At 56.9% G+C, this 15,384-nt stretch carries 11 protein-coding genes and 1 tRNA gene; 3 read left to right on the forward strand and 9 right to left on the reverse strand.

The window, feature by feature from the left end; translation table 11 throughout:
- Window positions 1–190 precede the first annotated feature (190 nt).
- Window positions 191–565, reverse strand: coding sequence for a hypothetical protein (locus AC2FLO_RS20670; protein WP_209507997.1), 375 nt, complete (start codon window positions 563–565; stop codon window positions 191–193).
- Between the two features lie 91 nt (window positions 566–656).
- Here AC2FLO_RS20670 and AC2FLO_RS20675 point away from each other — a divergent pair, with 91 nt between their 5' ends.
- On the forward strand, window positions 657–1,415 hold the full coding sequence (locus tag AC2FLO_RS20675) for an alpha/beta fold hydrolase (protein WP_496755118.1): 759 nt from the start codon (window positions 657–659) through the stop codon (window positions 1,413–1,415).
- Here the strand turns inward: AC2FLO_RS20675 and AC2FLO_RS20680 are convergent, their stop codons facing one another.
- From AC2FLO_RS20680 to AC2FLO_RS20700, 5 genes are all read right to left on the reverse strand, one after another.
- Window positions 1,416–1,601 (reverse strand): hypothetical protein, encoded by a 186-nt coding sequence (locus AC2FLO_RS20680; protein WP_480588769.1) that lies wholly within the window; start codon window positions 1,599–1,601, stop codon window positions 1,416–1,418. It lies immediately after the preceding gene.
- A gap of 271 nt (window positions 1,602–1,872) precedes the next feature.
- On the reverse strand, window positions 1,873–3,225 hold the full coding sequence (locus AC2FLO_RS20685) for an HlyD family type I secretion periplasmic adaptor subunit (RefSeq protein ID WP_480484913.1): 1,353 nt from the start codon (window positions 3,223–3,225) through the stop codon (window positions 1,873–1,875).
- Window positions 3,226–3,227: 2 nt separating this feature from the next.
- Window positions 3,228–5,450, reverse strand: coding sequence for a type I secretion system permease/ATPase (locus AC2FLO_RS20690; protein ID WP_496804450.1), 2,223 nt, complete (start codon window positions 5,448–5,450; stop codon window positions 3,228–3,230).
- A 39-nt stretch (window positions 5,451–5,489) separates the two neighbouring features.
- Window positions 5,490–7,430 carry a type I secretion protein gene (locus AC2FLO_RS20695; protein WP_496755121.1) on the reverse strand — a complete coding sequence of 647 codons (1,941 nt, stop codon included), beginning with the start codon at window positions 7,428–7,430 and terminating at the stop codon, window positions 5,490–5,492.
- Between the two features lie 130 nt (window positions 7,431–7,560).
- Window positions 7,561–9,873, reverse strand: coding sequence for a hypothetical protein (locus AC2FLO_RS20700; protein WP_496811745.1), 2,313 nt, complete (start codon window positions 9,871–9,873; stop codon window positions 7,561–7,563).
- 594 nt (window positions 9,874–10,467) lie between these two features.
- Between AC2FLO_RS20700 and AC2FLO_RS20705 the strand changes: the two genes are divergently transcribed.
- Both AC2FLO_RS20705 and AC2FLO_RS20710 read left to right on the forward strand, forming a co-directional pair.
- Window positions 10,468–11,220 (forward strand): helix-turn-helix transcriptional regulator, encoded by a 753-nt coding sequence (locus AC2FLO_RS20705; RefSeq protein WP_496806827.1) that lies wholly within the window; start codon window positions 10,468–10,470, stop codon window positions 11,218–11,220.
- Window positions 11,213–11,710, forward strand: coding sequence for a hypothetical protein (locus tag AC2FLO_RS20710; RefSeq protein WP_496755126.1), 498 nt, complete (start codon window positions 11,213–11,215; stop codon window positions 11,708–11,710). The genes AC2FLO_RS20705 and AC2FLO_RS20710 overlap by 8 nt, the downstream gene beginning before the upstream one ends.
- Window positions 11,711–11,816: 106 nt before the next feature.
- Here the strand turns inward: AC2FLO_RS20710 and AC2FLO_RS20715 are convergent.
- From AC2FLO_RS20715 to AC2FLO_RS20725, 3 genes are all read right to left on the reverse strand, one after another.
- A tRNA-Leu gene (locus AC2FLO_RS20715) sits at window positions 11,817–11,902 on the reverse strand.
- A gap of 507 nt (window positions 11,903–12,409) precedes the next feature.
- Entirely contained in the window at window positions 12,410–14,302 is a 1,893-nt protein-coding gene (locus AC2FLO_RS20720; RefSeq protein ID WP_480588775.1) for a DEAD/DEAH box helicase, read from the reverse strand.
- A 625-nt stretch (window positions 14,303–14,927) separates the two neighbouring features.
- On the reverse strand, window positions 14,928–15,302 hold the full coding sequence (locus AC2FLO_RS20725) for an SPFH domain-containing protein (protein WP_496755127.1): 375 nt from the start codon (window positions 15,300–15,302) through the stop codon (window positions 14,928–14,930).
- Window positions 15,303–15,384 lie beyond the last annotated feature (82 nt).

Here is a 15,384-nt window from a genome sequence, read left to right on the forward strand (position 1 = left end):
ACGCCGAAGTCGAAGCCCGCGTCCGCGCCCAGGTCGCAGACCTCTGCAACCGCTTCCCTATCTACCCGAACCTGTAAACGTTTAAAAAGAAAAGAAAACGGCGCTCTTGAGGCGCCGTTTTTTGTTGTTTGAGCAGTCGCTTCGATAGAGGGGGATCTGGCCACGCGTCAGCTTGGCAGCCTTCTGAAAGTCAGATCAAATCGCGCCACCACAGAAAGACAAGCAACAGCGCTGTCAGAGCCAACAGGTTGAAAGCCAGCCCCCCCAGCAAACCAAGGAACCAGCCCCACCTGCGGTCCGCAAGGTTGATGCTTCCCAGATGGTCCTGCACCACGTCCGACGCCCTGACGAGCTTGGGAGTATCCAGAATCAACCGCATCTTCGGGTGCGACGCCATCGCCTCGGACCGGGCAAGCACCATGGCCTGCCGGTACACCCGGCGCGGCAGACGTCGTTTTGCCTTGCGAATGGATGCCTCTAGCGTCTTGTCGCGCACGCCAAGCTTTGCACGCAGCAAGGCCACCGTCTCGGCGATCCGGGTCTGAATGTCTGGGTCCTGAGGCATGGGCTCTCTCCTGCCGCCGCAATCTAGCCTGCACCACAAAGACCTACAATGGGGCTGGTGATCCGCTGTAGGCGCTTGTATCACGCAAGCTATGCTGAACACGATTGTACATGGCGAACCGACCGCCCGCCCACCGCTGGTAATAGCACACGGCCTTTACGGATCTGCTCGGAATTGGGGCGTCATTGCCAAAAGGCTTTCAGACGAACGGCAGGTTGTGGCGGTGGACATGCGCAACCATGCTTACAGCATGTGGGACCCGAGCCATGATTATCCCCATCTGGCACAGGATATCGCCGAAGTCATAGAACAGATCGGCGGCGTGGCGGATGTTCTTGGACATTCCATGGGCGGAAAGGCTGCCATGACCCTGGCCCTGCGGCACAATGGGTTGGTGAACAAGCTGGTGGTCGCCGACATCGCGCCGGTTCAATACGCGCACAGCCAAATCCAGTTCATCGAGGCCATGCGGGCTGTTGATTTTTCGCGCATCACCCGCCGGTCGGATGCGGAAATGCAATTGGCCGATCAAGGTGTTGAGAAAGCGTTGCAAAGCTTTTTCACCCAATCGCTGGATATCAAGGGAAAACGGTGGCTGCTTAATCTGGATGTTCTTGCAGCCGAGATGCCAAAGATCATGGGCTTCCCCAAGTTGGACGCCACATGGAATGGCCCCGCCCTGTTCCTGTCGGGCGCGGCATCGGATTATGTCCTGCCGGAACACCGCCCTGAAATCCGCTCGCTGTTTTCCGGCGCGCGTTTTGCCAAAATACCCGGAGCCGGGCATTGGCTGCACGCCGAAAAGCCACGTGAATTCGAAGCGGCGACTCGGACGTTCCTGAACGCCTGATCAGGCGCCCCGGTACAGCCGCCGGGCCACCATCCACGACGCCGGAGCAGCGATGACCGCCCCAGCAACTGCGGCACCGACAATTGCGCTGACGGAAACCAATCCCGCAGACAGCACAGCGATTACGGCAGAACCTGAAATGGCAGTGGCGATCAGTGAATACAGCATGGCGGCAAGGCGAAACATGGTCGGGTGTTCCTTATGATGACTTCCGGCCAAACATGTCTCGATTCGAATGTGTTTTGCATTGATTTGCATCAGATGCGGAAATCTGGCGCTTCATGAACCTGTGATTTCGCAACCACCGTTGAGCCGATCCGCCAACCCGCCAAGGATGTGGAGCGTGTGAAAACCCAAGTCTTGCACCGTCAAAGGCACGCGCGTTCTCCTACACGCAACTCGCAAATGGGTTATGGGCGAATTGATGTAAGTAGAACAACGGCCTTAGGCACCTAGGTTATTGCTCGCGAAACGCACGCGACATGCTGTCCGACACAGGTTTGGCGATATAGGCCGCAAAAGTTCGTTCCTCGGTTTGGATCATGATTTCCGCAGGCATGCCGGGGGTCGGAACAAAGCCGCTGACCCGGTGCAGCTCGTCTGGGGTAAGTGAGATACGCGCCAGATATACCTCTTTTGGAACGCCTGCCGCCTCTTCAAGCAGCGCGTCGGCAGAGACATAAAAGACTTCTCCGTACAAAACCGGCGTTGTGCGCTGATTGAGCGCGATCAGTCGCACCGAGGCGGTCTGCCCGGTTACCACACTATCAATCTCGGTGCGTGGGATTTGCGCCTCAATAATCAACGGCGCATCGGCAGGCAGGATTTCGGCAATGGGTTCGCCCGTTTCGATCACACCACCCGGAGTATGATAATGCAGGCGAACCACTGTCCCGGTCACAGGAGCCCGTACCACGGCCCGGTCCAGGACATTACGGGCCTGACGGGATTTTTCGCGCACGCTTTCCAGATCTGCCTCGACCACGCCCAATTCATCCAGTGCAGCCTCGCGATAGGCGGATCGGGTGCGCGTAATCTGTTCCTGGTATTTCAGAAGCATCTGATTGATTTCAGCGGCCTCCGCCTGCAACCGGGCCTGCTGCCCCTCGGCTTCGGCCTGCACACGCCGGATCGTGTTCAATTCGCCCTTTCGAACCAGCCCTTTCTGGAAAAGCTGGTTTTTGGACTCGTACTCTTCCTGCAAGATCTCGGCACGTGTGACCATGCTGTCCAATTGGGCCTCAAAGCCGCTTGCCCGGATCTTCAAAGCCTCCATATTGCGTTCCAAAAGTGCCACATCATTCAGCAAGGTCTTGCGCGACACATCAAAGCTGAGCATTTGACCGTCGAGAATGGCCATGACTTCCACGTCTTTGGAGGCCTCGACCAGATCTGGCGTAAAGACCAGACGATCCCGTTCCCCATATTCCGCCAGCAACCGCTCGGTCATCGCCTGCAAGCGCAATTTGCGGATGAACAGCTCGCGCTCATTGGCCTGGGCCGAGGTCTGATCCAGCGTCATCAGCACCTGACCTGCCTGAACCGATTGCCCCTCAGTGACCTTGATGTCTTCGATGATCCCGCCCTCAAGGTGCTGGACAATCTTGTTGCGTCCGGTGGCGACAAAGCTGCCCTGCGCGATGACCGCCGCCGCCAGCGGGGCGCTGAAGGACCACACTCCGAAACCGCCAAAACAGACGACCAGCATGATTATACCGATGACAATGAAGCGGTTGATCGAGCGCGGAACTTCCGCATACCAGACGTCAGGTTCACCGGCAGAGTGCCTTACGGGTACGAGGTCATTCATGGTCAGCCTCCCTGTTGCCCTTCAATTCCGGTCCGTTTGCGCGGCCCGTTGATCTGCTGAAGAACCTGCTCGCGCTGACCGAACAGCGCGACGCGCCCATCGGTCAGCAACATGATCTTGTCGACCACGTTCAGCAGCGTCGGTTTCTGCGTGATGACGACCACGGTAATCTTGCTTTCGCGCGCCTGTTCAATGGCACGCGCCAAGGCTTTGTCCCCGGCAACGTCAAGGTTCGAGTTCGGCTCGTCCAGCACCACCATTCGTGGGTTCCCAAAAAACGCCCGCGCCAGCGCAATGCGTTGTTTCTGTCCGCCCGATAAAGGCGATCCATCGGAGGCCACCACAGTCTCATATCCCTGCGGCAAGGTTGCGATCATGTTGTGTACATCGGCCAGAACAGCGGCGTCATGGATCTGTTCGTCCGTGGCATCGGCACGCATCCGGCCGATATTGTCCTTGATGGTTCCGGGGAACAGCTGCACATCCTGCGGCAGATAACCTATGCTTTCTCCAAACTGGCGCGGGTCCCAGTTGCGGATATCCATCAGGTCCAGCCGCACACTTCCCGACGTGGGCAGAACGGACCCGACAAGGGTTTTGCCCAAGGTGGTTTTGCCCGCACCGGAATTGCCGATAATGGCCAGTGTTTCACCGGGGGTGAGTGAGAAGGTAATCCCGTTCAGAACCACACGTTTGGTTCCACCGGGGACATAGAGCAACCGCTCAACATCCAGCCGGCCTTCGGGGCGCGGCAGGCGCAACTTCTCGTGTTGCAGGGCCGAGGTTGACAGCAGCGCCTTGATCCGTCCATAGGCCGCGCGCGTCAGCAGGTAACTGTTCCACCCTTCAATCGAACCTTCGATGGGCGCAAAGGCGCGCCCGGCAATGATTGAGGCCGCGATCACCATTCCGCCGGTAATCTCTCCCTGCAGTGCCAGAAATGCGCCCCAACCCAGAATGCCAATCTGAGTCAGCAGACGAACAGCGCGCGAAATCGCCGCGAAGATCACGTTTCGGTCCTGCGCGCGCACCTGCCAGGTCAGGGATTGGGCGGTGTCCCGCCCCCAGATCCGCACCGCCTCGGGGATCATGGCCAAGGCGTTGATGATCTGGCTGTTGCGCGACATGGAATCCAGATGCAGGTTCGCCATGGATTGTGCCCTGTTTGCCTCGGCAAACGGTTTGGCTGTCATTTTCTGGTTGATCAGCGCAATCGTCATCAGAATCAGCGCTGTCACCACGACGATCATGCCCAGTTGCGGGTGCACGAGAAAGATCATCAGAATGAACAGTGGCGCGAATGGCACGTCCAAAAACGAGATCAGCGTGCCGGAAACCAGAAAACCCCGCAGCTGCTGCAAATCGCCAAGCGTCTGATACTCGCGCCCGTTTCCATGCAACGACGCGTGCGCAGCCGCACTAAGCACCGGGGCACCCAAACGAACGGCAACCTCGACACCGGTTCGCATCAGCGTAAACCGCCGCACCGCATCAAAGGCTGACTGAAAGATCACGGCCCCGGCGACGATCGCCGTCAACATGATCAGCGTATCCAAAGATCGGCTGGTCAGAACCCTGTCACTGATCTGAAACAGGTAGATCGGAATCGACAGGATCAGAATATTGGTCGCGCAGGTCAGCACCAGAACAAATGCAAGGTTACGCCGGATCGCCCGGATCGAATCCCGCAATGTGCGCTGGAAATCCTCGGGCGGGGTGCGCTTGTGAAAGGTTTGGGGCGGCCCGTTCCCGTCACCGCCGCCGGAGTTTGTCCGCAACAGTGGCTGGTTTGCCTTGGCCTCGATCGTCGCGCCCATGTGATCCGCGCCGGACGCGCGCGCAGAGGGGGTCTTGCGCGCTGTCGTTTCGTCCGCGGTTGCATGATCCGGGCCGTCAGCATCAGCCACCCCGTCACCACCGCCCGCGATGTCCTTGTCTTGCACGGGCTGCGGCGGCGCACGCCAATGGGGAGGTTCAGCGCGCGGTTGTTCACATGAGTGTTTCTGGTCTTTGGCCGGTTTCAACGCATCGTTTTCAACCGGCCGGTTTTGATCTGGTTCAGGCACTCGGAACTCCTGCGTCAGATGCAGTCGGGTGGTGGCACCTGTGGCCCGTTTTGCAGGATCTGCCCCTGGTTCGGGATCCTGACGCTTCAGACCCAACCCGCCTTGCCTGTCCAGCGGGCTGGATAAGGGGTGGCGGCGCGACGAAAAAACAAACGACATGTAGAAACCTTCTGGTCACTCGGTAAAAATCTTGGGGGATCAGGCCAGCATGGTTTGCAGGCCGTCGTCAGGTGTTGTTGCATCAAGAGCTGGGGTATTCAGTGCCAGGGCCGCATCCGGTTGCGCGACGGTCATGTCACCCATGATGGCCGCAATAGCCTCATTGGTCATCGCGGTAATCTCGTCGTTGTCAGGCATATCGATCAGGCTGGCCTGATGCAGCAGCAGATCGGAATACGACCCGTCAGCTGCCATGACCGTCGAGTCCACACCCATCTTGGTCAGATGCGCGGTGTTCAGCATGGCGTTGCTGCCCGCGACTACATCGGCCCCGGCAGCATTCGGGCCGGACAGGTCAATATCATCCTGATCCAGCATCATCGTGGCCTGATTGACGATGTTCACCTGCATAAGATCGCCGTCGATCTTAAGGACGCGCAACTGCTCCATCCCGGCGAACATCGGATCATTCAGAAGCGCGTCTTCCAACGCGTCCATGTCCATTTCCGGTATGGCAAGCGCGTCCGCCATATTCTGTTGCATATCCTGGTGAATGTCCTTGCCGATCGTTTTGACCGACGCGTCGTTCATGAGCAGGTTTTCATCACCGTCCATCACCGACGCGGGCACTCCGCCGCTGATGATGTCGTCATCCATAAGGGCCATGGATTGAACCAGCATATCGACTGAAATCATGTTTCCGCCGATCATGATCAGATCGTAGTAGCTGCCCAACTGCACGATATCGGCGACATTGTACATTTCGTTGTCGCCCAGCACGTAAAGCGTGGATGTGGCTGAAATTTCGGTCTGAATGTGATCAATATCGGTGGCATCAATACTTTGGTTGATGAAATTCGCGACCACCAGATCGCCGTGAACCCAGTCGACAACAACATAAGCGGGCTGGCCGCTTGTTCCGTCGACATCGTCCAGCCAGGCGGCCTCTTTGCCTTCGACTTCGATCACCGAAGACTGAACCAGGTTGGTACCGCTTCCGGCATTCATGGCACCTACGTCCCAGTCGGAGACAAGCGCGACCTGACTGATGACCGTCAGATTGATGGCCTGCCCGCCTACAACAATGTACGGAGCATCCACCCAACCAATAGTCGCAGACACTGCATTGATCGCCAGATTACCACCGGTCACCACCAGATGCCCGTCGTCAAAATCGGAATCCTTGGACTGGTCCCATTCGGCGGGCCACGGCGTGTCCGCTTCATCGCCAGTCGCTTCATCCGGCTGATGGAAAGCAGGCAACAGGTCGGTCCATTCAGGTGCTTCGGCCATGTGCTCGCCATTGACGATCACGCCCAAGGCATCATCGCCATGGAACTGATACACGGTGACTCCATCCACATCCCCGTTCATTGGGTTCAACATCTGTTCGGCCAATGCCTCGACCATCTCGATTGACTGGTAGTCCGCGAGTGAAAATGACGGGCTTGCCACGGCATGAAGTGACAACGCCATGTCCAGCATCTGCTCACCTTTTGCGATCAGCGCATCCGTGTCGCGAAATTCACCCTCGCCCACCGTGTCGTTGTCGCGCAGGAAAACCTTTTGCTTAACGTAACTCACCGCCGACCCCAACGGCACATTGTCAGGCCGCAGAATGACAAGCGCTGGCGCGGATGACGGTCCAATCGTGTCGTCCGGGACAAAACGCTCGGAAACCGGCCCATCTCCACCAAGGATGATCACCGATTCATGTACAGGCCCCTTCGGCACATCTGGTAGTGGCAGGTTAGGTTGAGGTGGGGCAAAATTGTATGTGAGGAGTTTGTACTCGCCCACCGGGATATCAAGATCGGCCCTGATATGGATCGCAGCAGGATCGTCCAGCCCGTCAATTTCGGCTTTTCGCCTCAGGGCAGTGAATTCATCATACTGGTCCCGCAGCCGGGCCTGTTCGATCGTAAGTTCAAATGTTCCAACAAAATGCGCTATCGTTTCCGTAATTGCGTCAAGGGCCATGTCGGTCATCCTTTTTCACCCGCACCGGCCAGAATTTCCGCTTTGGGTTCAGTTGGGCCGGGGCCACAGCGCGCGGCCCCGGCATTTTCGAAAACAGCGAGGCCCAATAATGCGGGCCCCGCCTTATGACTTATGCGTCGTTGTCGTCGCTTGCGTAGGACGAGGTCATCGAGCCACCGACCATGGTCGTATCGACCGAGTTGCCAAGCACGTTGGCCCCCATGACAATCGACTGGTTAAAGGCCGAGGTGTCGACAACAGCCGCTGCCGAGGCATAGGACTCGCCGGTCACGATGCCATCGCCACCGTTATTCGAGCCCCAGTTGCCAGCGTTGCCGCCTGCACCACCGTCACCTGAATAGGCACCGGCCGCGCTGCCGCCCGTGATGGTTCCACCCATAGTGTCACCGGACATGGCTGTGCCGGTCGAGTATCCGCTGGCTCCGCCATTTGCGGCAGACGCGCCGCCGGCACCACCGGCACCCGAGCTGGCCGCACCGGTCGCATCGCCCGAACCGGTCGATGTGGCATCGTTATCGGACATGCCCGAACCGCCATATCCGGCGATAGCTTCGGCCAGGCTGTCGGCGGCGCCGTTTGTATCCGCATCACCGAATACATCCGCCGCTCCGCCATCACCGGCGGTATTGGCCGCATCGGCGGATCCGGCACCGTTGCCCGAAGACGTGGATGTGGGCGTCGTTGTGCCGCCTGCTCCGCCGTCACCGTCTGCTGCAGACGTACCAGAGCCCGTTGCGTCCGCTGTGCCGTTGGCCGAATTGGATCCGCCATCACCACCGCTGCCATCCGTGTTCTGCGAATTGCTGGACGCACCGTTCACGTCACCTGGGCTTTGGTTGATATCAGGCCCGCTTGCGGACTGATCGCCAACACCCTGCGCATCCGAATCCGCGTCGGCGGTTCCACCGGAACCATCGCCGCCCGAACCGTCACCGCCTGAGCCGTCGCCACCAGCGCCATCGCCGCCCGAACCGTCGCCACCGGTTCCGTCACCGCCGGTTCCGTCACCGCCTTCACCCGCTTCGGCATCAACCATGCCAAGCTCTTCCTGCAGGGCCATGATTGCAGCTTCGACCATAGCGGCAAATCCGCCTTCGCCGTCACCGCCGGTACCGTCACCGCCCGTGCCGTCGCCACCGGATCCTTCACCACCGGTCCCTTCCCCGCCAGAGCCTTCACCGCCGGTGCCAGGTCCGCCAGTTCCGTCAGCCGAGCTGTCCGCACCACTGTCAGCGCTGCCTTCTGCTGCGTTGCTGCCCGCAGTTGCATCATTGGCTTCGGTTGTGCTGTCACTGGAATTCGACGACGAACCGTCTGTCGAAGCGCTGCCGTCACCGCCGTCGGAACCTTCGGCGTCTACGTCATTGCCCGCCAGACCAAAGCCCGTGCCGCTCGAGTCGGAATCGCTGTCGCCGCCATCGGCGCTACCCGAGGCATTCGAGCCGGACAGACCAAGGCCCAGTCCCAGACCAAACGAATCTGCGCTTCCGCCGTTACCGCCGGTTCCGTCACCATCAACGCTTGTGCTGCCGTCGTTGTCAGCAGAAGACGAACTGTCAGCGTCGCCGCCGTCGCCGCCGGTGCTGTCACCGTCAGCCCCTGCGCCGGACAGACCGACACCAATGCTGGCGTTATTTGCGTCACCGGTATCACCGCCAGCGCCGCCACTCGAATCCGCGTCGGCACTGCCGGTATCGCCACCGGCACCAAACGCATGGCTGCCCAGCGTGGTCGAGTCTGCCGAACCACCATAGCTGGTACCACCGTCGCCCGAATCTCCACCGTTGGACTTGACGCCGATACCTTCTTCAGCGTTGGCGGTGCCGCCATAGGCGCTACCATTCTGATAGAAACCGGAATTGTTCGAAACTGACGCCGATTCCAGCGTGTCGTCATCGCTCAGGCTGGCGACCTGACTGTTGACGGACGCCATTGCGGCTCCGGCACCATCCATTGAGATATCGACATTCATGTCATCGCCGGGATCATAGTTCAGATCACGGCCTGCGGTGATTACGTCGCCAACCGACGCGTTATCTCCGAAGTCCAGATCAACCTGATCATCATCGCGCGGAATCCACTCTCCGCCACCAAAGTCGATATTGATCGCGTTGCTGTTTGAATTGTCGTTGGTGTTATCTCCGGCATTGAGCGTCTGGTCCTGACCTTGATCCTGATCCTGGCCCTGATCTTGGCCTTGGTCCTGGCCTTGTTCCTGACCCTGATCCTGGCCTTGATTTTGGTCCTGGCCCTGATCGTTGGAGTTTTCGACAGTCTGGTCCTGTTGCTGCTGTTGTGCAGTCAGATCAGCTTCGACAAACGCCTCATCAATCGGGATTTCAACATTTACCGGAGCTTCCAGATTCTCGACATTAATTTCGTCGACGGTCGTTACGTTTGTATTATTCACATTACGTCTCATGACAAATTCCTATTTCTGGAACGCCAGACCGCCATTCATCTAAAAAGCGGCATCAGGCGAGATTGAAACAAAAATATCCGCGCAGCGCATGAACGCGCTGAAAGCGGTCTGTGAAAGTTTCTAAATGGCCACCTCCTTTCCCAGCTAAGCCGAAAGCGCGACGGATCATGAAGGTTGCTTGAATACGCAATGACCGGCGCGACAGGGACAGGCGCTTCGACAATTGAAGCCCAGCCATGTTCGCAGCGACGCACGCCCACGCCTAGCTAGTCGAAAGTTTTGAGGTGGTTACAACGTTGTTTTTATTACTTACTTTTAGAACACACCTGAGTTTGCGCTCGCCTGCCCCGCATGACCCACCTACAAAAAATCGCAACAAAATAATTCAATTGTTTCCGCTGGTTGCACAAAAGCCCAAGCGGAAACCTAACCGAAAGTTCTATGGCACGGGCTCTGGAAGAACTCCTCCCGGTTGTGGAAAACCATGCTTTCGAGTATAATAAAAGTTAATTACCTATTTGATTAGTTAACTATTTTAGACCGCCAGAATTCAAATTAGCAATTTTTGGTTGACCCTGTTTGCGAGGGAATGTGATGAGTGTGTCATTGATAGAAGAAACTGCCAATCAGGATCTTTATTCAGAAGATTTTTCGGTTGTCTTTATTGGAAAAGAATTATTCTACTCCAATCAGACCCTAAGAAGCGTTCAAACTGAATTCGGGGTTCGTGCCCGGCGGTTCGAAACCCTCGAATCCATGAACGGCCACACACCCGGCTGCAGCAAGATTATTGTTGTTGACCAGATGATGCTTGAAGACCTGTTGGCGCGCCCAATAGCCTATACCAAAAGTACCGGGTCCGGCTGTCTTGCCTTTGCCTATCGCAAAGAAGAATCGGCCCGGCATATGTTTGAATCCTGGGATCGCACGCAGTTCGGCGAAATCGGATTTCTACCCATGAATGTGGCGCCCGATGCCTGGCGCGCCATCCTCAGGCTGCTGATGCATGAAGAACTGTACCTACCCAGCTTCCTTGCAGATTGCGTCGCCTTTCCTGGCCAGCGCACGCGGGACATCCCAGCCCGTCCAGTGACAAATGTCCCAAATGGTGTCGACCAGCAGTCGCGGTACCTGAAGCTGACGCGTCGCGAGAAGCAGGTCCTGCAACTTGTCTCGCAGGGCAAAAGCAACAAGTTGATCGCGGCCAAGCTGGGAATTACGGAACACACGGTCAAACTGCATATGCACAACGTGGTTGGTAAGATCGGCGTCAGCAACCGCACCGCTGCCGCGCATTTCTACTACGAGGTTGCGCCACACGAGGCGCAGCACTCCGCCCTTGACTGACACGTTTGAAGCCCGGTTCGATCGCCTGATCCTTCTGGTTGGCAGGCTGAACTACATGTGGACCAACACCGAAAGCCTGCTGATCCACCTGATCGCTGGCCTTTCCGGAACGTCGAAAGACGTGGCCGTCATTATCTTCCTGACCCTGAACACAACCCGCGCGCGTATTGACCTGGTTGAACGGCTTGCCAAGATGGAGGGAATGCCCGCGCAGGTTCGCGACCCGATCCTTGAACGCACGCAACGGCTCAGCAAGCTTTCGGGCATCCGAAACAAGTATAACCACTGCATCTATTCGTTCGATCAGGAGAGCGGAAACCCGAAAACGATCCTGATGCGGATTGCTGACCGCAAGACCGACATAAAACTGGGTCGCGCGGATACGGTAGATGATGATGCGCTTCGCGAAATCGAAGCGGTCGTCAATCAGCTTTCCGCCGCAAACCAGAACATCTGGAGGCTGATCCGGGAATTAGGGTATCCGGTATAGTCCTAGTCATGAATATGACGCCATGACGACGTAGGCTGCGTTTCACTGCATTTGCGATACCGATGACGCGCAAACCGGGCGGCGGAATGCAGCTTTCGAAAGTGCCTGGTGCGGGCGGTGGGACTCGAACCCACACGGGCATACGCCCTTCAGATTTTAAGTCTGATATGTCTACCATTCCATCACGCCCGCACGGCGCGGCCCTTTCGGACTGTGCAACGTCCTTACAAGCACAACGAGATGATAACAATGTGCTTTGACCCGCAGGATTGGGAAAAATAGACGGCAGCGCTGGTGAAACTCAATTGCACCCAACGGTACCTCCATTGTCTCACTTGGCTTTGGTGCGGTCCGACATATCCACAGGTCCGATGCATCGGATCGACTGAAGGTACTTCTCCAAAGAGCAGGTGCTGTCAGCACCGAACCGTTTTCCGTTCTATCCCAAAAAAGAAATCGTCAGGGCGCTGGCCGAAAAAACTCCCGGCATCACCACATTATAATCCTCTGGTTATCAAGAACTCGAGCTGAGTCTGCCATCAACTTGCATGGCCGAATGGAGCAAAAGTATGGTCCGCAGGTTATGATTATGTCTATCGCCCGGGCTCGCAGGCGCTGCGAAAGTCTGGTCTAACGGATGGAACCCAGCGGAGTTTTGGCATGGCCAATGTCCGGAGGGGCCTGTGCAAACGCTTCGACTTACTTTGAACGCCTTGGCACAGCGTTACCGCCCTTATTTGCCGCAGCGCGTGCACGGTTTTTCTTGCTGTTGGGCTTACCCTTTGGCGGTGGCGGGCCTTTTGGGCGGCGGTCAAGTTTTTTACTCAGACCACTGCGGTTGTCGTCATCGCGTTTGGGCTTGGCTTCAACTTTGGCCTTTTCAGGGGGCTTGGACACAGTCTTTTTCCGCGCTTTCGCAGGCTGCGGCTCGACAAGTCGGCTCGGTTTGCGTGCAGTCTTTTCCAGACCTTTCTTGCCTTTGGCGGACCGGTTGAAGCTTGTCTTTGCTGAGTTCGACAAATCGGGGGCTGAATCCAACTGCACAATGTCTTTTGTACCCTCGATCTTCATTTCCGGCCCAATCGCCTCCAAAAAACCGGCGACGCTGCTTTCGCGAATTTCGATATAGGTCTCGTCGTCAACGATCCGGATCGCACCGACATCGGATTTCGTGATGTTCCCCGCCTTGCACACCATAGGAAGTAGATATCGCGGAGACGCATTTTCGTTGCGCCCTTCTGACAGCGAAAACCAAACACTCGGACCAAAAGGTGCGCTTTGCTTTGGCGCCGCTTCCTGAATGTCGTTTAGTTCTTCCGGAGCGGAATGCGCCCTGTTGTATTGACGGACATATGCCGCAGCGAGTTGTTCTGGCGAGAACCTTTCTACCAGTTCGTTGACTGACTGCCGCTCGGTCTTTGTTATTTCAGAGCACCAGTCCTCCGATCCGAACATCCGTTGCAGGTCTTGCGCTTTGACCTCTTCAGCGGAGGGCGCCGCACCCCAATCGGCCGTGAGTTTAGCGAATTTCAACAGCCTTTGGGCTTTTTTGTAAGAAGCCGGTGCAACGATCAGTGTGCTGACACCTTTGCGCCCTGCACGTCCAGTTCGGCCTGAACGGTGCAAAAGCGTTTCATGACTGCTGGGCAGTTCCGCATGGATCACCAGATCCAGATTTGGCAGATCAATTCCGCGCGCCGCGACATCGGTCGCTACACAGACGCGGGCCCGTCCGTCACGCATGGCTTGCAAGGCGTTTGACCGTTCACCTTGGGTCAGTTCTCCGGAAAGAGCCACAACCGAAAACCCGCGGTTGGACAGTCGGGCTGTCAGACGACTGACCATGGCGCGCGTGTTGCAGAAAACGATGGCGTTAGGAGCCTCGTAGTAGCGTAGCACGTTAATGATAGCATTTTCACCGTCACGTGGAGCCACATTCATCGCACGGTACTCGATATCGGCGTGTTGCATCCGCTCACTGACAGTACTTACACGCTCGGCATCCCTTTGGTACCGGGCAGCCAAGGTGGCGATGGCGCGCGGTACCGTTGCCGAGAACAATAGTGTCTGGCGGTCTGATTGCGTTTGTTCGAGGATGAATTCCAGATCTTCACGGAATCCAAGGTCGAGCATTTCGTCAGCCTCATCCAACACAACGGCGCGTACGGATGCCAAATCAATCGAGCCGCGCATGATATGATCCCGCAACCGCCCTGGTGTCGCGACCACAATATGTGCCCCTCGGGACAGCGCCCGGCGTTCGTCGCGCATATCCATGCCGCCAACGCATGAGGCAATGAAGGCCCCCGCATCCGCATAGAGCCACCCCAGTTCTCGTTTGACCTGCAGCGCCAACTCTCGCGTCGGCGCAACAACCAACGCCAAAGGCGCGCCTGCCACATCGAAAACCTGCGCATCGCTCAAAATTGTTGGTGCGATGGCCAAGCCGAACGCGATGGTTTTTCCTGATCCGGTCTGCGCCGAAACTAACAAGTCTCGTCCCTGCAAATCCGGTGCGGACACGGCCTCCTGAACAGGGGTCAGCGTGTCATATCCTTTACGCTTCAATGCGATTGCGAGTGTCGGGTTCATGGCTCAGCTCTCCGGAGTGATACGGTCACCCTCAGAGCTTCCGACACACGGGTCATAGTAGAAGCGCAGTCCATACTGCGAGGAGAACCGGATGTATAGATCGGAAAATGCGCCTCCCAATGAGCCTCCCCAACAGAACTGGTCCACACTTGTGTTAAGGTGTCTGAAGTCAGCGTCTACCGGACAGATTTAGGGTTTTCATCATATACTCTTTAGCTGCTCGAAGTACGTGTGAATAAGTTTGTCGCCACAATCTGTTGTTCTAACGTCGTGAACAACAGAAATGGCCCACTGCGCGTCGAAAAACCGTATTTGACTTGATGCAAGTTGGTTTCGTTGATTACTGTGCGTCATGACGGACACTGTTTCCAGTGCCCGCCTGCTAGATAGGTTTCTAAGCTTAGGTCGTTGCACTGTTACTTATGGCGATACTTTCTCAGTGCGACGACCAAACCTGCCACCGATGCCACCGTTCCAATAATGGTAATGACGTCGATCAGGCTTAGAGCGGTACTGCTCATACCATATATGGTGTAGCGGTGGACTGACTGTGTAAACCCTTCCACCCCCAGTTATCCACAGGCAATTTGATCCCCTGTGGATTGCCCGCACCGGAGACACTTCTCTAGCTTACCAAACGAACCGCAAAACGATTGTGAACCATAGAGCTACAGAGGCTGATCGCAGCCGCCGAGGCGTCAGCCACGCCGCGGATTTCCTCGACGGCGCGATACGCTTCGGATTGTATCTTGTTCAGATCGCGAACCCGGTTGCCGCGAATTCGCGCGGCTTCGCCATTGCCTTCGGAAAGAAAACGTTCAGCGATCTGACGGCGCTCAGAGATCATGCGGTCATAGATCTTCGGACGCACACTCTCATTGTAATTGATCCGCTTGAAACGGATATCGAGAAGCTCGATCCCAAATACACGAACCTTCTCTGAGGCGGCTGCGAAAATCTCTTGTTCCACAAGTGCGCGGCCTTTCTGGATAGGAACCAGAGAACCTGAGCAGCCTCATCTGACTGGTCCATTTTGATTGTTAGTGCATGATCGGCCTCTGATCCATCGGAATGATGGCTTC

The organism is Ruegeria sp. TASC047 (assembly GCF_059612445.1).